Annotated in this window: 18 protein-coding genes; 9 read left to right on the plus strand and 9 right to left on the minus strand. The window is 60.5% G+C overall.

The features are described from left to right. The first annotated feature begins 1 nt into the window (after window position 1). Window positions 2–1,687 carry a 2-isopropylmalate synthase gene (gene leuA / locus AC6I8P_RS10015; RefSeq protein WP_498030578.1) on the plus strand — a complete coding sequence of 562 codons (1,686 nt, stop codon included), beginning with the start codon at window positions 2–4 and terminating at the stop codon, window positions 1,685–1,687. Here leuA and AC6I8P_RS10020 read toward each other — a convergent pair. Both AC6I8P_RS10020 and AC6I8P_RS10025 read right to left on the minus strand, forming a co-directional pair. Next, window positions 1,638–2,420, minus strand: coding sequence for an AraC family transcriptional regulator (locus tag AC6I8P_RS10020; RefSeq protein WP_059008734.1), 783 nt, complete (start codon window positions 2,418–2,420; stop codon window positions 1,638–1,640). The two genes, leuA and AC6I8P_RS10020, sit on opposite strands and share 50 nt — an antisense overlap. Further along, entirely contained in the window at window positions 2,421–3,284 is an 864-nt protein-coding gene (locus AC6I8P_RS10025) for an NAD(P)-dependent oxidoreductase (RefSeq protein ID WP_058769741.1), read from the minus strand. Between the two features lie 215 nt (window positions 3,285–3,499). Here AC6I8P_RS10025 and pqqU point away from each other — a divergent pair, with 215 nt between their 5' ends. Beyond that, window positions 3,500–5,623, plus strand: coding sequence for a TonB-dependent receptor PqqU (pqqU, locus tag AC6I8P_RS10030; RefSeq protein ID WP_498030579.1), 2,124 nt, complete (start codon window positions 3,500–3,502; stop codon window positions 5,621–5,623). A gap of 35 nt (window positions 5,624–5,658) precedes the next feature. Here pqqU and AC6I8P_RS10035 read toward each other — a convergent pair whose 3' ends face one another. Next, complete coding sequence (locus AC6I8P_RS10035; protein ID WP_058769739.1) at window positions 5,659–6,138, minus strand: DM13 domain-containing protein; 480 nt, start codon at window positions 6,136–6,138, stop codon at window positions 5,659–5,661. A gap of 416 nt (window positions 6,139–6,554) precedes the next feature. Here AC6I8P_RS10035 and AC6I8P_RS10040 point away from each other — a divergent pair, with 416 nt between their 5' ends. Continuing rightward, window positions 6,555–7,553: a hypothetical protein gene (locus AC6I8P_RS10040; RefSeq protein ID WP_498030580.1), complete on the plus strand. Its 999-nt coding sequence runs from the start codon at window positions 6,555–6,557 to the stop codon at window positions 7,551–7,553. Between the two features lies 1 nt (window position 7,554). Continuing rightward, a complete protein-coding gene (locus AC6I8P_RS10045; protein ID WP_498001063.1) occupies window positions 7,555–7,959 on the plus strand; it encodes a hypothetical protein in 405 nt (134 codons plus the stop codon). Window positions 7,960–8,089: 130 nt separating this feature from the next. On the opposite strand, the gene AC6I8P_RS10050 is transcribed toward AC6I8P_RS10045, so the two are convergent. From AC6I8P_RS10050 to AC6I8P_RS10060, 3 genes are all read right to left on the minus strand, one after another. Then, window positions 8,090–8,644: an isochorismatase family protein gene (locus AC6I8P_RS10050; protein WP_058758482.1), complete on the minus strand. Its 555-nt coding sequence runs from the start codon at window positions 8,642–8,644 to the stop codon at window positions 8,090–8,092. A gap of 16 nt (window positions 8,645–8,660) precedes the next feature. After that, on the minus strand, window positions 8,661–9,086 hold the full coding sequence (locus AC6I8P_RS10055; RefSeq protein WP_021506146.1) for a MarR family winged helix-turn-helix transcriptional regulator: 426 nt from the start codon (window positions 9,084–9,086) through the stop codon (window positions 8,661–8,663). 97 nt (window positions 9,087–9,183) lie between these two features. After that, a complete protein-coding gene (locus AC6I8P_RS10060; protein ID WP_159378206.1) occupies window positions 9,184–9,729 on the minus strand; it encodes a helix-turn-helix domain-containing protein in 546 nt (181 codons plus the stop codon). A gap of 97 nt (window positions 9,730–9,826) precedes the next feature. Here AC6I8P_RS10060 and AC6I8P_RS10065 point away from each other — a divergent pair, with 97 nt between their 5' ends. The 4 genes from AC6I8P_RS10065 to AC6I8P_RS10080 all read left to right on the plus strand — a co-directional run bounded on the left by AC6I8P_RS10065 (window position 9,827) and on the right by AC6I8P_RS10080 (window position 17,819). Further along, window positions 9,827–11,005 carry a benzoate/H(+) symporter BenE family transporter gene (locus AC6I8P_RS10065; RefSeq protein ID WP_021506148.1) on the plus strand — a complete coding sequence of 393 codons (1,179 nt, stop codon included), beginning with the start codon at window positions 9,827–9,829 and terminating at the stop codon, window positions 11,003–11,005. Window positions 11,006–11,158: 153 nt separating this feature from the next. Continuing rightward, window positions 11,159–12,475 (plus strand): SrfA family protein, encoded by a 1,317-nt coding sequence (locus tag AC6I8P_RS10070; RefSeq protein WP_262255749.1) that lies wholly within the window; start codon window positions 11,159–11,161, stop codon window positions 12,473–12,475. A 2-nt stretch (window positions 12,476–12,477) separates the two neighbouring features. Next, window positions 12,478–15,450, plus strand: coding sequence for a virulence factor SrfB (locus AC6I8P_RS10075; RefSeq protein ID WP_498030581.1), 2,973 nt, complete (start codon window positions 12,478–12,480; stop codon window positions 15,448–15,450). Further along, window positions 15,447–17,819 carry a virulence factor SrfC family protein gene (locus AC6I8P_RS10080; RefSeq protein WP_498030582.1) on the plus strand — a complete coding sequence of 791 codons (2,373 nt, stop codon included), beginning with the start codon at window positions 15,447–15,449 and terminating at the stop codon, window positions 17,817–17,819. The genes AC6I8P_RS10075 and AC6I8P_RS10080 overlap by 4 nt, the downstream gene beginning before the upstream one ends. Here AC6I8P_RS10080 and AC6I8P_RS10085 read toward each other — a convergent pair whose 3' ends face one another. From AC6I8P_RS10085 to AC6I8P_RS10095, 3 genes are all read right to left on the minus strand, one after another. Then, a complete protein-coding gene (locus AC6I8P_RS10085; protein ID WP_262255756.1) occupies window positions 17,820–18,089 on the minus strand; it encodes a barstar family protein in 270 nt (89 codons plus the stop codon). 2 nt (window positions 18,090–18,091) lie between these two features. After that, window positions 18,092–18,526: a ribonuclease domain-containing protein gene (locus AC6I8P_RS10090; protein ID WP_021506153.1), complete on the minus strand. Its 435-nt coding sequence runs from the start codon at window positions 18,524–18,526 to the stop codon at window positions 18,092–18,094. Between the two features lie 87 nt (window positions 18,527–18,613). Further along, on the minus strand, window positions 18,614–18,964 hold the full coding sequence (locus AC6I8P_RS10095; protein WP_021506154.1) for a helix-turn-helix domain-containing protein: 351 nt from the start codon (window positions 18,962–18,964) through the stop codon (window positions 18,614–18,616). Window positions 18,965–19,256: 292 nt separating this feature from the next. Between AC6I8P_RS10095 and AC6I8P_RS10100 the strand changes: the two genes are divergently transcribed. Continuing rightward, window positions 19,257–20,411, plus strand: a complete 1,155-nt coding sequence (locus AC6I8P_RS10100; RefSeq protein ID WP_498028005.1) for an efflux RND transporter periplasmic adaptor subunit — start codon at window positions 19,257–19,259, stop codon at window positions 20,409–20,411. Window positions 20,412–20,414 lie beyond the last annotated feature (3 nt).

The raw sequence follows: 20,414 nt of genomic DNA on the forward strand, positions 1-20,414 counted from the left end.
CATGCTGACTCAACCTGCTGAAAAATATCGCCCGTGGCCTGTCATCAATCTGGCGGATCGCCAGTGGCCGTCTCGCCAGATCACCCGCACGCCGCGCTGGCTCTCAACCGATTTGCGTGATGGCAATCAGGCGCTGGCCACGCCGATGGACAGCGCGCGCAAATTAGCATTCTGGCAACTGCTGCTGCGCTGCGGCTTTAAAGAGATTGAAGTGGCGTTTCCCGCCGCCTCGCAAACCGATTTTGATTTTGTGCGCCTGCTGATTGAACAGCAGCACATCCCTCACGACGTCACTATTCAGGTATTAACCCAGGCGCGCGGCGATTTAATCGATCGCACCTTTACAGCGCTGCGTGACGCGCCGCAGGCGATTGTCCATCTGTATAACGCCACCGCCCCGCTGTTCCGTGAGCGCGTATTTCGTCAGAGCAAAGCTGAGATCGTCGAGCTGGCCTGCGCCGCCGCGCGGCAAATCCGCGCACGCTGTGCGGCGCAGCCCGCCACACACTGGACCTTTCAGTACTCGCCGGAAACCTTCTGCTTTACCGAGCCGGAATTTGCGCTGGAAATCTGTGAAGCGGTCGCCGCCATCTGGCAGCCGGGACCGCAGCGGCCGATGATCATCAATCTGCCCGCCACGGTGGAAGTCAACACGCCCAACGTGTATGCCGACCAGATCGAATATTTCTGTCGCCACTTCAGCCAGCGCTCGCAGGTGGCCATCAGCGTCCATCCACATAACGATCGCGGCACCGGCACCGCCTGCGCCGAGCTGGCGCTGCTGGCCGGGGCCGATCGCGTTGAAGGCTGTCTGTTTGGTAACGGCGAGCGCACCGGCAACGTCGATCTGGTGACGCTGGCGCTGAATCTCTATACCCAGGGCGTGACGCCTGAGCTGGACTTTAGCGATATGCGCGAGGTGCTGGAAGTGGTGACGCGCTGTAACCAGCTGCCGGTCCATCCGCGCCATCCTTACGCCGGCGAACTGGTGTTCACCGCCTTCTCCGGTTCGCATCAGGATGCCATTCGCAAAGGCTTTGCCGAACGCAGCGCACGTAATGAAGTGGTATGGCAAATGCCCTACCTGCCGCTCGATCCGCTGGACATCGGCTGCAGCTATGAAGCGGTGATCCGCGTGAACAGCCAGTCCGGTAAAGGCGGTGCCGCCTGGCTGCTGGAACAAAATCACGGCCTGCAACTGCCGCGCGGCCTGCAGCAGGATTTCAGCCGCTGCGTGCAGCAGCAGACCGATGCTCACGGCCAGGAGATGACGCACCACGCGCTGTGGCAGCTGTTCTGTCAGCAGTACGGCCTGCAAAAGCCGCGGTGTCGCCTGCTGCAGTCGGAGAGCCATAGCGATGATCAGGGCGAGACGCGGATTAAAGCGCGCCTGCAGCAGGGTCCGCAGCAGCTGACCCTGGAAGGGCGCGGCAACGGACTGCTGTCAGCAGCGGTGGCCGCGCTGCGTCAGCGCTTCGATCTGGCCGTAACCATTGAGGATTACCATGAACACACGCTGGGCAAACGCAGCGACAGCCGTTCGGTGTGCTATATCAGCTGCATCACGCCGCGTGGCGAGCGTGCGTGGGGGGTGGGTATTGATAATGACGTGACGCGCGCCTCGCTGCAGGCGTTGCTTAACGCGGCGGGCGCTTTTCTGCCGCCGGAAAGTAGTTCGCTGGCGTAACGCCCAGCACGCGACGAAACATGGCGCTGAAGGCGCTCGGGCTGTCATAGCCGAGATCGAGCGCCACGGCCAGCACCGTATCGCCCTGCGCCAGCCGGGTCAGCGCCACGCTCAGCCGGGCACGCCGCAGCCAGTCGCTAAACTGCAAACCAGTTTCGCGACTGAAATGGCGCGCCAGCGTCCGTTCCGCCACACACAGCTGCGCCGCCGCGCGCGCCAGCGTCCAGCTCTCGCCCGGTGACTGCTGAATCTGCTGGCACAGCGCCAGCAACCGGTCGCTGTGCGGCAGTGGCAGGCCAAACGGCAGCACGTCCATCACGCGAATCTCATCGAGAATCAGCTCGTAAATGCGCTCGGCGCGACTGCCAGACGCGTAATGCTCCGGCAGCGTGAGCGCGCTGACAATCAGCTCCCGCAGCAGCGGCGATATCTGCACCACCTGACAGCTGGCGGGCAGATCGGCGCGCGCCAGCGGATCGACAAACAGCGTGCGCGCCGCCACGCTGCCAACGATGTGCAGCGCATGACGCGTGCCGGCCGGCAGCCACACGCCGCGGCTGGGCGGCACAATCCAGCTGCCGTGTTGCGTTTCCACTTTCACCACGCCGCTCAAAGTATGTATCAGCTGCGCGCAGTGGTGATAGTGCCACGGCTCCGCATCGCCGTGCGCGTAATCATGCGCATACGGCACCAGCGGACGCTGCGAGAAGTCAAAGTCGAGCCGCTGACTCATTTAGCGTTTCAGGTACTGATAAACCGCCGCCAGATCCTGCTCGCCGTAACCGGCATCGACCGCCTGCTGCCAGACATCGACGATGTTTTCCAGCGCCGGCAGTGAGGTGTCGCCGGCCGCGTCCAGCGCCAGCCGCGCATCCTTCAGCGCCCAGATCAGATGCATCTGCGGCGTAAAGTCGCCGCTGGCAATCATGCCGAGTTTCATTTTGGCGTACGGCGCTGCCAGCGGACCGCCTTCCAGCACCTGCCAGAGATCGTCGGTAGTGAAACCAAACTGCTCTGCCAGCCGGGTGCTTTCGGCAAGACTCTGCATCAGGCCAATCAGCCAGCTATTCACCACCAGCTTCATGCGCGAGCTGGCGCCGGCGGCACCCAGCCACTGCGTCCCTTTACCAATCGCGGCAAACACCTGCTCCGCCGCCTGGGCACGCTGCCGGTCGCCGCTGGCCATCACCAGAATCTGCGCGTTTTCAGCCGGCGCTTTGGTACCGGAGACCGGCGCATCAATAAACACCACGTCCGGCCGTGCGGCCGCCAGCCCGGCGATCAGCGCGTCGGTCGCTTCAACACCGATGGTGCCCATCTGCGCCACGGTAGCCCCCTGCTGCAGTGCGTTCTGCACCTGGTTAAGCGTGGCGCGCGTGGTAGCGCCGTCCGCCAGCATGGCAATCACCACGTCTGCGCCTTCCACAGCCTGCGCGGCGCTGTCGCTCAGCGTCAGGCCTGCGGCCACCAAATCTTCCCCTTTGGCACGCGTGCGGTTCCAGCCGCGCACGGTAAAGCCCTTCTTCAACAGATTGGCGGCAAATGCGTGTCCCATCGCGCCTAATCCCAGTACCGCAACTACAGGTTGCTGATTCATGTTTTCTCCTTCTTCTTACCGCAGGCAAAACGATCACACTGACAGAAATTGGGGCTGACAGCCAGGCCAGAGGTGCGGTGAAAGGACATTTTTCACGCCACACTTAACAGGGTTCTGCCCTACTATTAACGCTTTTCAAACCCGCGCTAAAACGATTAACATACGCGCGATAAATGTCCCGATTGGTTCATTTCACGTCTTTTACGGTTATTAAAATGAAAATTGCTCTTTTGCGACAGGCACCGTTGCTGATGCTGCCTGCACTCCTGCCGCTGCCGCTATTGGCGGCGGACAATGCCAGCAATACCCTGGTAGTAAGCGCCGCGCCCGCGGCCAGTGGACTTTCTGAGCTGGATACTCTGGCGGCGGTCAGCGTTGTCAGCGGCGACGATATGCGCCACGCCGCACCGCGCGTTAACCTGTCTGAAAACCTCACCAGCGTACCGGGTCTGCAAATTCAAAACAGACAAAATTATGCGCAGGACCTGCAGATTTCAGTGCGCGGCTTTGGTTCGCGTTCCACCTTCGGCCTGCGCGGCATTCGCCTGTACGTTGACGGCATTCCGGCCAGCATGCCAGATGGCCAGGGGCAAACCTCGAATATCGATATCGGTTCCATCGATCGCGTGGAAGTGCTGCGCGGCCCGTTCTCCGCGCTGTACGGTAACGCATCGGGCGGCGTGATCAATGTGGAAACCCAGCGCGGCCAGCAGCCGACTACGCTGGAAGCCAGCAGCTGGTACGGCAGCTACGGTAGCTGGCGCAACAGCGTGAAAGCGAGCGGTGCCACCGGTGATGGCAGCCATGCCGGCGATGTTAACTATACGGTGTCGGCTTCGCGCTTCACCACGCACGGCTATCGCGACCACAGCGCCGCGCAGAAAAACCTCGGCAATGCCAGGCTTGGCGTGCGCATTGACGATGTCAGCACCCTGACGCTGCTGTTCAATAGCGTTCACGTTGAGGCGCAGGATCCGGGCGGCCTGACGCCGGATCAGTGGCGTGATAATCCGCGCCAGGTGGCCAGCAACGTCGCGCTGTACAACGCGCGTAAAACCGTCGACCAGACCCAGGCGGGCCTGCACTATCAGCGCCAGATGAGCGATAACGACGATCTCAGCGTGATGCTCTATGCCGGTGAGCGCGAAACCACCCAGTATCAGTCCATCCCGCTGGCGACCCAGCTGAAAGCCGGCTATCCCGGTGGTGTCATTTCACTGGTGCGCCACTACCAGGGCATTGATACGCGCTGGACGCACCGCGCTACGCTGTTGACGCTGCCGGTGATCCTGACCGGCGGCCTCGACTATGAAACCATGAGCGAGAAACGCAAAGGCTATCAGAACTTCACCCGCAGTGACGGCGCCACCGACTACGGCGTGCAGGGTGATCTGCGCCGCAACGAGCGCAACCTGATGTGGAACCTCGATCCCTATCTGCAGACCGCGTGGCAGCTGAGCGATCGCTGGTCGCTGGACGCCGGCGTGCGCTTCAGCACGGTCAATTTCGATGCTAACGACTATTACGTGACCGCCAGCGATCCGGATGACAGCGGCAATCGCCGCTATCACCGCTGGCTGCCTGCGGCCTCGCTCAAATACGCGATTGATGATGGCTGGAACGCCTATGTTTCCGCCGGTCGCGGCTTTGAAACGCCGACGCTGAATGAACTCTCCTACCGCGCGGCGGATCAGGCCGGGCTCAATCTCAACCTGCAGCCGGCCACCAGCAATACCGTGGAGCTCGGCAGCAAAAAACGCCTCGGCAACGGCCTGCTGACCGCCGCGCTGTTTCAGACCGATACCAAAAACGAGATCGTGTCAGACAGCAGTTACGAAGGCCGCACCAGCTACAAAAATGCCGGTGAGACGCGCCGCCGTGGCCTGGAACTCGGGCTCGATCAGCAGTTTGGCTATGACTGGCACCTGAAAGCCGCGTGGACACTGCTCGACGCGCGCTACCGCAGTAACGCCTGCGGCAGCGACAGCTGTGACGGCAAGCGCATCCCCGGTATTGCACGCAATATGGCCTACGCCGGACTGGCCTACGCGCCGGAGCAAGGCTGGTATGCCGGCGGCGACCTGCGCTACCTGAGCGACATTGCGGCCAACGACCAGAATAATGTCAAAGCGCCGGCGTATACGGTGGTGGGACTGAACAGCGGCTATAAATGGCTGGTGCAGAACTGGACGCTGGATCTGTTTGGCCGCGTGGATAATCTGCTCGATCGCCACTATATCGGCTCGGTCATCGTTAATGAGAGCAATGGCCGGTATTACGAACCCGCACCGGGGCGTAATTACAGCGTCGGCCTGACGCTAAGCTACGCTTTCCAGTAATCTAAATGGGGCACCGGCGCACGTCGGTGCCTTATTCAGGTGCGATAACGCGCTGAGCCGACAAATTTCGAAAATTGCTCACTCCAGATTTGTACGGCACAATATTCCTGCGGATCGATGCCTTCCGGCAGCGATTTAATAAAATCACCAAAGTTATTTAAATCGCCAATTAACGCCGATTGATGTTTTATTTGCAGAAATGAGTGCTGATCAAACGCCTGAGTTTTGGTGAGGTAAATTTTATAGTGTGGACCGGGGGCAATTTCCCCCTCAAAGGCGATGACGTTTTCATTGAGATAGACCTTGCCGCTGGCCCAGTACAGCGCATCACTGCCCGGCTGATGGCGATCAAACTCACCGCTATATAGTGCTTGCTGTTTCACCAGATTAACCTCCTTTTGCGTGGCATTTACTTCCGCGGTAATTAACGGTGACAGCACCAGACCTAAGGTAATACCGGTGCCCAGAAAAAACAGGCTGGCGATGAGATAAAGCACGTTTAATTTTTTTAGCATCCCTACCTCCCTGCAGCAGAATAGCGCTGTACTGCTCTGCCCGATCCTGCTGCTCACTGGTGTTAATAAAAACGTAAAGTCAGGCTAAATATTGGTTATCGTGTTGCTGTGCATACTGTGACAGTAACCAGCGCTGTTACAACCAACTCTCAACGGCGGCAGGGAAAGCGAGGCGCAGCAGAATAACCAGTGTCAGGGAGCGGCAAAGACAAGGGCCGGCAGCACCAGCCCTGGAGGGAAAAGATCAGTTCAGCAGCGCGAGAATTTCGTCAGTGGTGCCGGTTTCGCATTTACGCATCTGAGCGCTCACACCACATTTGTTAGCCAACACATTTTGCGCCGCGCAATAGAATTACTTATATTGTTTGCTGCAGTCAGGCGTGCAGGATGTTAGTCAGGGAAGGGAGAAAGGATTCATGACACGTAACATCGCCCCGGGATATTGTGTTGTCGAACGCGCTGGATCACTGGAGTACCAGGCCAGAGAATTGTTTCGCGACACCTGTGCTCCGGCAGTTACCATGTTTATGCAGTTGAACGCTGACACGCCCTGGTTAAGGCCGGGACAGATACTGATTGTTGCTGACCCAGAGACGCCGGCCCCTCTAACCATGCAAGCACTTACAGCATTAAAACAGGCAAAGTCCCGCACTAATAACGCCCTGGTCGGAGTCAGCGTTGACGAGTCCGGTTTTATGCAGAAACACTATGGCATAATTGCTGCGCTAACCAGTGCTGGAGATAAGGTTTTCGGAACCGTCGGTGATGCTGGTGAAAAATACTTCAATGCCATTGAGCAGACGCTTAAGAAAATCGAAGCAAGTTATCAAAACCAGTTTCGCACTCAGGGAACACTGATAAGCCAGCAATTTTTTATTGAGCGAAATCAGTTGTTGAACCAGCTGAAAGAACTGGTCAACAAACCTGTGCTTAGTAATCTTGCTCGATATTCAGTTAAGTTTCAGCAATACGAGAATATGAAACGCGCACTTAACCTGTCCAGTAGATCTATTGTGCATGAGTGGTCTACCGTTGGGATGGGTGGAATTCCAGGCTATTCATATTACGTAGGGAATGCCGCCAGGGCGGCTCGTTTTCTCAGGATGGGCGGTTTTATTGGTATCGGTTTCTCATTTGCAAACACCACTAATGAGGTAGTTAACGCGTGCACCAGGGGACGCGAGAGTGAATGTGGCAAAACTGCCTTTAAAGAATATAGTAAATTCGCCAGCGGTACATTTGCTGGTATTACTGGAGGGACGCTGGGTGCATCTGCTGGTATCGGTATTTGTTTTGCTGTAGGCATAGCCACTGCAGGAGCCGGAGGGGTTGCTTGCGCCGCTGTAGGTTCATTAGTGGCTGGGACTGCTGCCAGCTCAGCAAGTGATTATCTTATGGATCTATGGTTGAAATAGCATGAACACGACTCTTTCTTATGTTGCTCTCGGATGCGCGATCATCCCTTTTTTTATAACTACGCTACAGTTTATTATTTATTTAATTAACAAACGCAAATATAACACTTTGTTATCGCAATATCTCGACAGCGCATTCGAATTACCACCACTGTATAGATTCTACGGCTCCATGGGTTTTTTTGGCTCTTTTGGCATGTCCTACTTCTTCTCCAGGCTTAAAAAAGGCCAGAAAATTATTTTTCAACCCAAAGAGCAGGCGGCTATTTCCACCTTTCTTAATGCTATCGATGCAAACGTAACAAAGTGGCTTGACACTTATTATTACCTGTCAATATTTTCATTACTTTTATATGCGGTTTTTCTAGTAATGAGCCTGATAAAAATGGTTACTATCCAACTTTAAAGCCTACTTCCTGGGCTGTTTCTTTCTTTAAATTAACTATTCATCGCCAGCCTAACATCCAGTAGCGCCAGACAGCCTTCAGCGAGCGGCAAAGATAAGGGCCGGCAGCACCAGCCCTGGAGGGAAAAGATCAGTTCAGCAGCGCGAGGATTTCGTCAGTGGTGCCGGTTTCGCCGAGGCGCGGGAAGATGCGCTCAATGCTGTTGTGGTGGGTTTCGGCGTTCAGGCAGCTCATCGCATCAGTCGCCAGCGTAACGTTGTAGCCCAGCTCGTATGCCTGACGCGCCGTGGATTCCACGCCGATACTGGTGGCAATCCCGCACACCACCACCTGCGTCACGCCACGCTGCTGCAGCTGCTGGTGCAGATCGGTATTGTGGAACGCGCCCCAGGTTTTTTTCGTTACGCTGATATCGCCCGGCTGCGGTGTCATTTCCGGCACCAGCACCGCCCAGTCTGCCGGCAGAGCAGCATCGTGACGCGGCTGCTGATTGCGGCCCGGCGCGCCGCCAGCCACATTCACCAGCACCACCGGCAGCTGTTTCGCGCGAAACGCCTGCGTCAGCTGCGTGGCGCGTGCAATCACTTCATCCGGATGGCGCGGCGTAACCGGCAGGCGGACGATGCCGTGCTGCAGGTCGATGACAATCAGGGCGGTTTGGGCATCTAACGTGGTGACAGCCATGGTGAGTCCTCTCAAATTAGTGGTCAGCGAGTCGTTGCAGTAAGGGAATGGCGGCCAGCAGCGTTTGCTGCTCCTGTGGGCTGAGCAGGCTGCTGATGCTGTGTAGCAGCCAGTCGTCACGCTGGGCGCGATTGCTGGCGATGAGCTGCAGGCAGGCAGCGGTAGGCTGATAACGGGTTTTGCGGCCATCCTGCGCATCAGCCACGCCCTGTACCAGGCCCAGCGTCTGCAGGCTGGCGACCGTGGCACTCATCGACTGGCTGCGCACCCCTTCGCGCGCGGCCAGCTCGGTCACCGTCATTGCGCCGTCGCGCACCAGATACCCCAGCACGGAAACCTGCGGCCAGGTGAGATCGCCCGGCGGGGCCGATTCACGCAGGCGGCGCATCAGTTTGCCATTAATGCTGCGTAACGCGGCAGCGGCGCTAATCAGCTCGCTCATCGCCCTTCTCCTTTACTGATGAGACCGCAGTATATAAATACGAAGGTAAACTGTGTAGTTTGCCTTCGTATCAATTTGTAATTGTGCATCCCGCCGCTCAGCTGCGCTGCAAATAGTGTATCAGGCTATGAAAGCGCAACGGGCTGGCCAGCGGATTGCGGTAGCTGTGCGGCTGATCGGCGGCGAACTGGCTGGCCTCGCCGGCCTGCAGGCGACGCCAGCTGCCCGCCATGCCCAGCAACAGCTCACCTTCCATCACCACCACCTGCTCAATCACCCCGCTTTCGTGCGCTGACGAATCGCTTTGCGCGCCCGCTGCCAGCGTCACTTCCAGCAGATCGAAGCGCAAACGCGCGTCATACGGCAGCAGCGGCTTCACCTGCATTTGTGCATTGGGCTGGCTGAAGGTCGCCACGTCGCCCGACGGCTGCGCCCCGCTCTGCACAAAAAAGGAGAACGGCACATTAAAGCCGGTGGCGATTTTCCATAGCGTGGCGATCGTTGGACTCGACTCGCCGCGCTCAATCTGACCGAGCATGGCTTTACTCACGCCGGTGCGCGCCGCCGCCAGCGTCAGGCTCCAGCCATTAGCCTGACGCAGCTGCTTCAGCGCCTGGCTGAGATGTTGATGCAGATTTTCCATGAATTCTCCTGAAAAGCGGGCGCGCAGTGTACCACTTGTGCGCGCCATACCGTGCGTGCCACAATGTGCGTTATAACGCACAACAGGATGTGATTCCATGACCACTGCGACTGTTCGTCCGGCTTTTTCCTTTCCGATGCTGATTTCCGGCCTGATCGCCGTGCTGGTCGGCTACAGCAGCACCGCGGCGCTGATCTTCCAGGCGGCGCAGGCCGCAGGCGCCTCACCGGCGCAGATTGGCGGCTGGCTGTCAATGCTGGGCGTGGGCATGGGGCTGGCGTCACTCGGCCTGTCGCTGTGGACGCGGATGCCGGTGCTCGCCGCCTGGTCGACGCCGGGTGCCGCGCTGCTGGCCACCAGCGTGCACGGCCTGACGCTGAATGAAGTGGTCGGGGTGTTTGTCGCGACCAATCTGCTGATTGTGCTGAGCGGCGTGACCGGCCTGTTTGCCCGACTGATGAACCATATTCCCCAGTCGCTGGCGGCCGCGATGCTGGCGGGGATTCTGCTGCGTTTTGGCATCGGCACCTTCAGCGGTTTACAGGATCATTTTGCCCTGTGCGGCAGCATGTGTCTGGTGTGGTTGCTGGGCCGCCGCTGGCTGCCGCGTTATGCCATTCTGCTGGCGCTGGTGACAGGCGTACTGGTGGCGCTGGGTCAGCGCGCCATCCACTTTCCGCCTCATGCGCTAACGCTGAGCGTGCCGGAATTTATCATGCCGCACTTTAATCCTGCCGCGCTGATTGGCGTCGGCTTGCCCTACTTCCTGGTGACCATGGCGTCGCAGAATGCGCCCGGTATTGCCACGCTGCAGGCGCATGGTTACCGGCCGCCGGTCTCCGCGCTCACCGGCTGGACCGGCCTGATCGCGCTACTGCTGTCGCCGTTCGGTGGCTTTTCGGTGTGTATTGCGGCGATCACCGCCGCGATCTGCATGGGCGATGATGTCGATCCGGACCCGGCGCGCCGCTGGGTGGCTTCCGCGCTGGCGGGCGTGTTCTATCTGCTGACCGGCTTTACCGGCGCGCTGATCGCCGTGATGCTCAGCGCATTGCCGCCGGTGCTGATCGCCACGCTGGCCGGTCTGGCACTGCTGGCCACGCTGGCGGGCAGCCTGCAGCGCGCGCTGGCGGAACCGGCGCAGCGCGACAGCGCCATCGTGGCATTTCTGATCACCGCCAGCGGAATCTCCCTGCTCGGCGTCGGCTCGGCGTTCTGGGGCCTGATCGGGGGCGTCCTCACCCATTTGCTGCTCAGCCCACGCCGGAACGGTTAACATTTCACCACCCCGCGTACCGTGGGGGGAATAACGCCCTGTTTTCCCCCCTTTTTCCCCCGTTTGATTGCGGCGCATTTGGCTTAAGATCACTACCATCGCCCATCACACCCGATGTTTGGCTTCAGATAACCACCGATAAGGGCCCAACGAGTGGCAAAAACTTTTCTGCGCAGCGGTAATCTCGACGCGTTACTGGCACTGGGGGAGAACGGCCAGCCGGTCTGGGCTTCTGCCCTGCAAATTCGCGAAACCTTACGTTTGCGCCGCCAGACGACACTGGCCAACTGCCTCGCGATCCCGCAGGCCAACGAGCGCGGTGACCGCCTTGACTGGTACGCGCCATTCAGCGGCAAAGTGAAATCCTGGCTGGCGGCCAGCGATCGCGAAAAGCGTCAGGCGCTGGATCAGCTCACCCTTAATCAGCAGGATTTGCAGGCGCTCAGCCTGCGCGCCCGGGATGCCGACAATCCGGCGATGCGCCTGTTTGGGGCGCTGCTGGCAAAGACGCTGCAGTTTCCCGATCAGCAATACGTCTATCTGGTGGATGGCAAGCCGGTGATCACCTTCTGGGGCTTCGTCGACCCGCAGGCGCGCACGCGTGATGATGCGCTGGCCTGCCTGCGCGACAGCCTTGATGAAGAACTGCCGCCGCTGGTGGTGCCCGCGCCGGAGCCAGAAAGGGCTGCCGCGCCTGAACCGGTTGCGGCCCCCGTTGTGGCGGAGCCCGAGCCGGAACTGCTGGCGGAACCCGAACCACAGCCCGAACCCGCACCGCTGAGCGTTGTAGCCGACGCGCCCGCGCGGAAGAAATCCGCACTGCGCCCGCTGCTGCTGGTGCTACCTCTGGCCGCTGCTGCTGCAGCGGGCGTGGCCTTCTGGTTACACGACGCGCCGGTCCGGCCGGCAGAAACCGAAACCGTGCCAGTGGTTAGCGCCGCGCCTGCGCTTGCCCCGGCGATGCTGGCGAAAGCACAGACGCTGGCCGCCACGCTGCCGCACAGCAGTGCGACAGTGACGCCTGCGCCGGCACCGGCTGCCCCACCGGCACCGCCGGAGGTCGTAGCGGAACATACCGAACCGGCCAAAGCGGACGATCTGGTGATGACGCCCGATGACGCGCGCCTCGGCTCGGTGAAATTTATCAATGGTACCTGGCGCGTGACGCTGCGTCAGACCAATCTGCCGACCGGCAAGCCGCCGAGCCTGCGCTATCAGATCCGCAACGGTAAAGGCAGCGCAGTGATTACCCAGGGCGACAATATTCGCTGTAAAGCCGATGTCACCGCCGCCATGACCAGCGCCGGCACCATGGTAGTGCGCAGCCGCTATACTGCCAGCTGCAGCGATAAATCACGCTATCGCATGCCGGAGCTGGTGTGCAAAGCCGGTGATGGCATTGCCAGCTGTACGGCGCAGTATGGCGCCGATCAGGTGTTCCCGTTGACGATTAAGCGTGAGAGTAAGTAACCATGTTGGCTCCCCTGATTGATGACAAACAGAAAATCACGCTGATCGAAGACAGCGGTGTGCAGTTTCTTGATTTTGGTCTGCGCCTGTCCGCGTTACAGGCGCGGCGGCAGTTTGTGCGCCAGACCGCCAATGGTCCGCTGCTGCGCCTCAACGTTGATGGCAACAGCGGCAAGTTTCTGCTCTATCCACAGGATGGCGGTGCCGCTGAGGTGGTGCGCCCGGAAACTGATATCGCGCTGGCCGATTCCCTGACGCTGCTGGCCGGGCAGTGGTTGCCGCTGCCGGTGCTGCGCTGTTCCAGCGGCCGTCGTTTCATCGGTGGCCCGGATAACTGGGCGCGTCTGCGCCTTGCGCCGCTCAGCCAGCCCGACGCGGCGGGCAATACCCATCGCATCACCCTCGCCTTTGATACGCGCCTGGTGGCCGACGCGGACGGCGGTGAGCAGCTGGGGTTGAGCAAAGCCGATGCGCAGAACGGCGTCAGCTTCGCGCTGGCGTGGCACAACTATGAACTGGGCGAGTTCCTCGATCTCACCTGGGTTGACGGCTGGCTGCGCGAGACGTTCAGCCAGCAGGTGTATGCGCTGGAATCACGCCGCGAGCAGGAAGTGAACCAGGCGCTGCGCGAATTTGAATATCAGGCGCACTATCTCAACGTGCTGGAACTGCTGGGCGAACAGCTCGATCTGGCAGAAATCACTATCCAGACGGCCTCACCGCAAACGCCGGCGGTCAACGTGGATATCATTCTTGACGTCGGCAACTCGCACACCTGCGGCATTCTGGTGGAAGATCACCCCGAAGAGAGCAACGGCCTGCGCCAGACCTATGAGCTGCAGCTGCGCGATCTGTCGCAGCCGCACCGGGTCTACAACGAGCTGTTCGACAGCCGACTGGAGTTTGCCGAAACGCACTTTGGCAAAGCCAACTTCTCGCTGGAGAGCGGCCGCGAAAACGCGTTTATGTGGCCCTCGCTGACCCGCGTCGGTCGCGAAGCCAGTCGTCTGGCGCTGCAGCGCGCCGGCACCGAGGGCAGCACCGGCCTCTCCAGCCCGCGACGCTACTTATGGGACGAAGCGCGTTATCAGCCCGGCTGGCGCTTCAACGCCAGCGGCGGCAGCGACGAGCCGCAGGCCACTGCGCTGCCGTTTACCCTGTTGCTCAACGATGAGGGGCAGCCGCTGCATGCCCTGCCGGAAGATGACCGCCTGCCGGTGTTTTCTGCCAGCTACAGCCGCAGCTCGCTGATGACCTTTATGCTGTGTGAACTGCTGGCGCAGGCCATGATGCAGATGAACAGCGTGGCCCAGCGCCAGCGTATGCCGCAAAGCCAGGCGCCGCGCCAGCTGCGTCATGTGATCCTGACGCTGCCGTCGGCCATGCCGAAGCCGGAGCGGGAAATTTTCCGTCGCCGCATGCAGGAAGCCATCGCGCTGGTGTGGAAAGCCGAAGGCTGGCATCCGGCCGACGCCGCGTTTGACGCCGCCAGCCAGGCACACAGCCTGCGTCCGGTACCGGATGTGCAGATGGAGTGGGATGAAGCCACCTGCGGTCAGATGGTGTGGCTGTTCAACGAAACCCAGGTGAACTTTGCCGGTCGCGCGGAAGATTTCTTCAGCAGCATGGCGCGCCCGGATCGCCCGCGCGAAGCGGATGAGCTGCCGGGCAAAAGCCTGCGCATCGCCTCGATTGATATCGGCGGCGGCACCACCGACCTCGCCATCACCCAGTATCGTCTGGATGATGGTCAGGGCAACAACGTGAAAATCACCCCGCGTCTGCTGTTCCGGGAAGGGTTTAAAGTGGCCGGCGATGACATTCTGCTGGACGTGATTCAGCTGTGGATCCTGCCCGCGCTACAGCAGAGTCTGCAAAAAGCCGGCCTGGCGCTGGCGGAACCGCTGATGAACAAGCTGTTTGGACACGACAGCCGCATGGACGGTCAGGCCACGCTGCGCCAGCAGGTCACCCTGCAGCTGTTTATTCCGCTGGCGCAGGCGGTGCTGGAGCGCTATGAAAACTGGAATCCGCTCGACAGCCACAGCGAAATTAACGCGCTGTTTGGCGAGCTGGTGCCGCAGAAGCCAGCCAGCAGCGTGCTGGCGTTTGTCAACGGAGAGATTCAGCGCGCGCTCGGCGGCGACAGCCGTTTCGATCTGCTTGACGTGCCGCTGGTGGTGAGCATGGCGCAGTTGCATGCTGAGTTTCTGCAACACCGGATGGCAATCATCCCGGCGCTGCGCGCCATGTGCGAAGTGGTTTCCCTCTATCAGTGCGATGTGCTGCTGCTGACCGGTCGCCCGTCGCGCTTCCCGGGCATTCAGGCGCTGGTGCGTCATTTGCAGCCGCTGCCGGGTAGCCGCATTTTGTCGCTGGAGGGGTATCACACCAGCGACTGGTATCCGTTCAACAAACAGGGGCGCATTGACAACCCGAAATCCACCGCGGCGGTCGGTGCCATGCTGTGTCTGCTGGCACTCGATCTGCGTCTCAGCAGCTTCTGGTTCCGCGCCGGCGATTTTGAACCCTACTCGACCATTCGCTACCTTGGCGTGCTGGATGAAAACGCCACGCTGAGCGATGACAATCTGTGCTACAGCGAGATTGATCTCGACAGCCACAGCTTCGCGCTGGACCGTAAAAGCAGCTTCCGCATTCGCGGTAACGTCTGCCTCGGTTTCCGCCAGCTGGAGAACGACCGCTGGCCGGCGACACCGCTCTACAGCCTGAGCATTACCGATCCGCAGCTGGCGCGCCAGGTAGCGGGCGAAAGCGTGCTGCGCATCAGGCTGGCGGTACAACCGGGCCCGGATAACCTCGGCCCGGAGCGGCTGGTGCTGAGCGAGGCGCGCATGGACGATGGCACGCGCGTGCCGCTGGAGCAACTGAGTCTGAAACTGAATACGCTGTCGGCCACCGGCAACGCCAATGCGCAATACTGGATCGACAGCGGGAGCGTGTGTAAACGATGAGAACTGCCAAAAAAGCTACGCCGGCGACGCCTGCTAAACGCCTGGGCCTGCTGCAGGAGACGGTTGATGGCGCGCTGAACTGGGTGGAGAGCCACCAGGCGCACTCGCCGCGTCTCGCGCTGGAAGCCGATACGCTGCGGCTCCAGCTGCGTCGCGCCCGCGCTGAGAGCCACGCGCTGGCGCGACAGCTGGCGCGACCGGTCACCCTGGCGCTGTTTGGTCAGTCGCAGGCGGGTAAAGCCTGGCTGTTGAGTGAAATGGTCGGCGACGCGCAGGGCCAGCTGATCGCCCGTCTCGGCGACAAAACCCTGAACTATTTTCAGCACATCAATCCCGGCAATCTCGATTTTGCCATCGCCACCCGTTTCAGCCATCAGCGTGAAGCGCAGTCAGGCGCGTGGCCGCTGGAGATGACGCTGCTGAGCGAAGCCGAGCTGATTCGTCTGATGCTGGCCGGTGCCAGCGCGGACACCCAGCCGGACAGCGCGGCGATTGATGCCGCGCTGCAGCGCCTGCAGCGCCATCGCCAGAGCGAGATGCAGCCCGGCCTCGACAGCGACGCGCTGGTGACGCTGTGGGCGTGGCATCGCCGCCAGCCCGACCACGCCGAGGTGCTGGACCGTCATTTCTGGCCGCAGGCGATTGAGCTGGCACCGTGGCTCAACGTAGACGACCGCGTGCAGCTGTTTGCGCTGCTGTGGCCGCAGCGTCCGGCGCTGAATGAAACCCTGCGCAGCCTGCTGCATCTGCGCCATCAGCTGCGGCACGCGCCGCGCGTGCTGGCACCGCTCAGCCTGCTGGTGGATGACGCCTCGCTGCCCGCTGAAAAGCTCATCGGCCATGACGCCGACCTGAATGAATTGATTGAAGTGTGTCCGGTTGTCGCCAACCGCGTGGGCAAACCGCAGTCGGTACCGCTCGGCTGGCTGGCGCTGCTGACGCTGGAAATCACCCTGCCGCTCAGTTCGACGCCGCGTCAGGCGCTGTATGACGACGCCGATATGCTGGAACTGCCCGCACCGGGCACGCCCGCCGACCGCGATCAGCAGGACGAGCGCGCAAGGCTGCAGGCGCGTGATGCGCTGCGCGCCAGCTTGCTGGAGCAGAAACGTGCCCTGCTGCCGGGCTTCTATGCCGCACGTCAGGGCATCGATTTAATGCTGATTTGTACCGCCGCCAGCCAGCGTCAGGATGCGGATCTCGCCGCCAGCGCGCTGCGCGAGTGGCAACTGCAGCAGAGCGCGACGGCCAGCGCAGACAAGCCGCGCCTGATTTGGGCGATTACGCCGCACGATGCGCGCTATCAGCAGTCGCAAATCAACGTCGATGAAGCGGTACAGCGGCAGATTGGTCAGCCTGGCCAGAGCTGGGGCTCTATGCTGGCGCGCGATCGCGCCGGTGTTGACCGCATGAGCAGCTGGCTGCAGGATGAGATGCAGCCGGAGGCACGGCGCGACCGGCTGGCGCTGCAGCTCAGCACGCTGCAGCAGAAACTGGTGGAGCGTCTGCAGCCGTGGACCGAAGCCAGCGCCACGCCGGAACAGGCCGCGCGGAAACAGGCCATCGCCGATACGCTGCTGAAGTGTTTACAGCATCGCACCGGCCTGCACGGCGAGCTGCTTGAGCGTTTACAGCCCTCGCGCGAAGCGGTGCGCCAGCTGTGGCTGAGTCAGAGCCACGGCAGCACGCCGTCCACCGGCGGTCAGGCAGCCGCGGTGGAGCAGAGCTATTTTGGTATTGGTTTTGAGTTTGACCTGTTTAACGATGAGCCGGTAACCACCGCCGAACCGCGCAGCAGCAGCGGCCAGCGCGATCAGCAGTTTCCTCAGCAGGTGTTCGCGCTGTGGCTGGCACACCTGCGTCAGTTGCCGGAGAGCCAGAGCCTGCTGGCGCTGCTCAACGTTGATAAGCCGACGCTGGAACTGCTGGTGGAGGAGCTCATCACCGCCAGCTTCCGTCTGCAGGTGCTGAGCAAACTGCAAAGCGCGCTCAACGAAACGGAGACGCAGGCCAGTGCCCATGAAGCGCGCACCGATCGCCAGGTGTCGCGTGCCATGACGGTGCTGGGTGACTTTGTCGCCTGGCTCGGCTTCCTGCAGCGGGATGAACGTGAACGGCCGCAGAGTCGCGTCAATCGCGGCAGCCCGATTTTCGCCCGCCCGCCGGCGCCAAGCGTCAGCTTTTCTTCAGGCCAGCGTCTGACGCGGCTGTCTGCCGCGCCGGCTAATCACACCGCCTATTATATTTATGACTGGCTGGTGGGGTTAAATTCGCTGATCGTCGAGAATAACGGCTACACCGGCGGCGGCGATTTGCCGGCCAGCGCACGCCAGACGCTGGCGATTATGCTGCTGCCGCTGCACGCGTAGTCAGTGAGTAATCAGGCGCAGCTCACCCGCCAGCTGCTGCGCCGCCTCTTCCAGCAGCGCCAGCACCGGGGCAAACTCCGCACTGGCGCTGACCTCGGCGACATGCTCCAGATGCAGCGTTGCCGGCAGCGCCATACCGCCGGTCAGCCAGTCCCACAGCGCATCCAGATTGTAACCAAAGCGTTCACCGCAGCCGCTCTGATCGACCAGCGCCTGATAAAAGGCCTGGCGCGTATCCAGCGTGCGAAAATCAAAATGGAGTGTCAGCATAGTCAGGGTACCGGCGTGAAGCTGCGATAGTGATCGGTAGTGAGAAAGATCAGCCCATCAGAAGAGTAAAGCAGACGATCGGCATCGCGGTGGCCGCAGTCGTAATTGACGTCCGCTTCATACCACTGCCGTCCCGCCTGCATCGGCAGCCGCCGTTCGCGGTTACTGAAGCGGTCGCCGCCAATCGCGCGCCCCGGCAACACCTCACACAGGTTCCCCTGCGCCGGGTTCCAGCCCTGACGACGTGCCGCACTTTTGGTGAGATAAAAATCAGGCAAACGGTGATGCTGCTGCAGCCAGCGCGCCACGCGATGTGCATCGGTCAGTTGCGCAATATCCGTCTGTTTTTCTGGCGCAGTACCGCTCAGATGGGGCTTCAGCCCGATCCAGCAAACCACCAGCGCAAACAGTAATCCAATCCAGAGTTTTTTCGACATAGTGACATCCTGAAAAGCAGGACGCCGATAATAGCAGGTTTCAGGCGGGGAAAAACGCGGGCCAGCATGGCTGGCCCTGGCGGAGGTTTACTGCTGCATCGCGCTCGGGGTGTGCGCGGCGTGACGACGCCATGCGCCCGGTGCCACGCCATACTGGCGCTTGAAGCTGCGGTTAAACGACTGCTGTGAATCGAAGCCCAGCGAAATGGCCACGTTAAGGATCGGTTCGTTGGTGGTGGTCAGGCGGTCGGCCGATTTTTTCAGCTTCTTGGCCCGGATGTACTCACCCAGCGGATAGCCGGTGTGCTCTTTGAACATGCGCTGCAGGTGCCACTTCGAATAGCCGGCGCGCCCCGCTACGGTGTCCAGATCCAGACGTGCTTCAATGTTGTTATCAATCCAGTCGATCAGATCGTGAATAAAAGCGTCGCTCATCATCCCATTCTCTCCCGTCGCCATGGCGAACAGTATCAGTATCAGTTGCAATTACACTTTAAGGGTGACTGACTATCGCACTTAATGCAAGTTTTATTATTGCATTAAATGCCGCACTCGCCGTAGGGGCTTTCGCTACCTGTTACGAATTGATCAAAACCGCACATAAAGTGTATCAGATATTCTTGCAGATGCAGTTCGCCCAAGCCTACACTCCTGTGGTTTTAATGCAATCTTAAAAGTTGCAGATTTTTCGTACGTCTCCTTTCTTTTTCACCAACGCGGAATAACAACAATGCATCTGCAAACATATGGGGTTCGTCGGGCCGTAAGCCTGTCAGGAGTGATGTTGCTGGGAAGCCTGCTGGCCGGTTGTGATCGCGGTGTAGCGCAAAATGCGCCGCCGCCTCCGCCCGAAGTGAGTGTCGCGCAGGTGGTGCAACAAAAAGTCAGCCAGTGGGATAGCTTCAATGGCCGCATTGAAGCGGTGCAGAGCGTGCAGCTGCGTCCGCGCGTCTCGGGCTATATCGATCAGGTTAACTATCGCGAAGGCGATGAGGTGAAGAAAGGTCAGGTGCTGTTTACCATTGATGACCGCACCTACCGCGCCACGCTGGAGCAGGCGCAGGCCGAACTGGCCAGCGCGCGGAGCCAGGCGGCGCTGGCCCGCAGCGAGTCGGCCCGTACCGACAAGCTGATCGGCACCCAGGTGGTGTCGCGCGAAGAGTGGGAACAGCGGCGTTCGACCGCCAGTCAGGCGCAGGCCAGCGTGCTGGCCGCCCAGGCGGCAGTCGATATGGCGCAGCTGAACCTCGACTTTACCCGCGTCACCGCGCCAATTGATGGTCGCGCCAGCCGGGCGATGATCACCACCGGTAACCTGGTGACCGCCGGCGACAGCGCCAGCGTTCTCACCACGCTGGTTTCGCAGGACCGCATGTATGTCTACTTTGACGTCGACGAAGCGATTTATCTGCAGTACCAGGCGATGGCGCGTCAGGGCCAGAACCGCGGTTCGCTGCCGGTAGAGATTGCGCTGACCGGCGAACAGGGCTATCCGCACCGCGGCACTGTCGATTTTCTCGATAACCAGCTGACCGCCAGCACCGGCACCATTCGCATGCGCGCCACGCTCGACAATCAGCAGCGTCAGTTTACCCCAGGCCTGTTTGCTCGCGTGCGGCTGCCGGGCAGCGCAGAATTTAACGCGCTGCTGGTCGACGACCGCGCGGTACTGACCGACCAGGATCGTAAATATGTTTACGTGGTTGATGCGCAGGGCAAAGCCGAACGCCGCGATGTTCAACTGGGCGATCTGGCTAACGGCCTGCGTATTGTGCAGCAGGGTCTGAAGCCAGGTGACAAGGTCATTGTCAACGGTCTGCAGAAAGTGTTCATGCCCGGTATGCCGGTAAAAGCGCAGCCGGTGGCCATGCGCTCCGATCAATAATAA

The sequence above is a fragment of the gamma proteobacterium symbiont of Lampromicra miyakona genome (assembly GCF_059730895.1).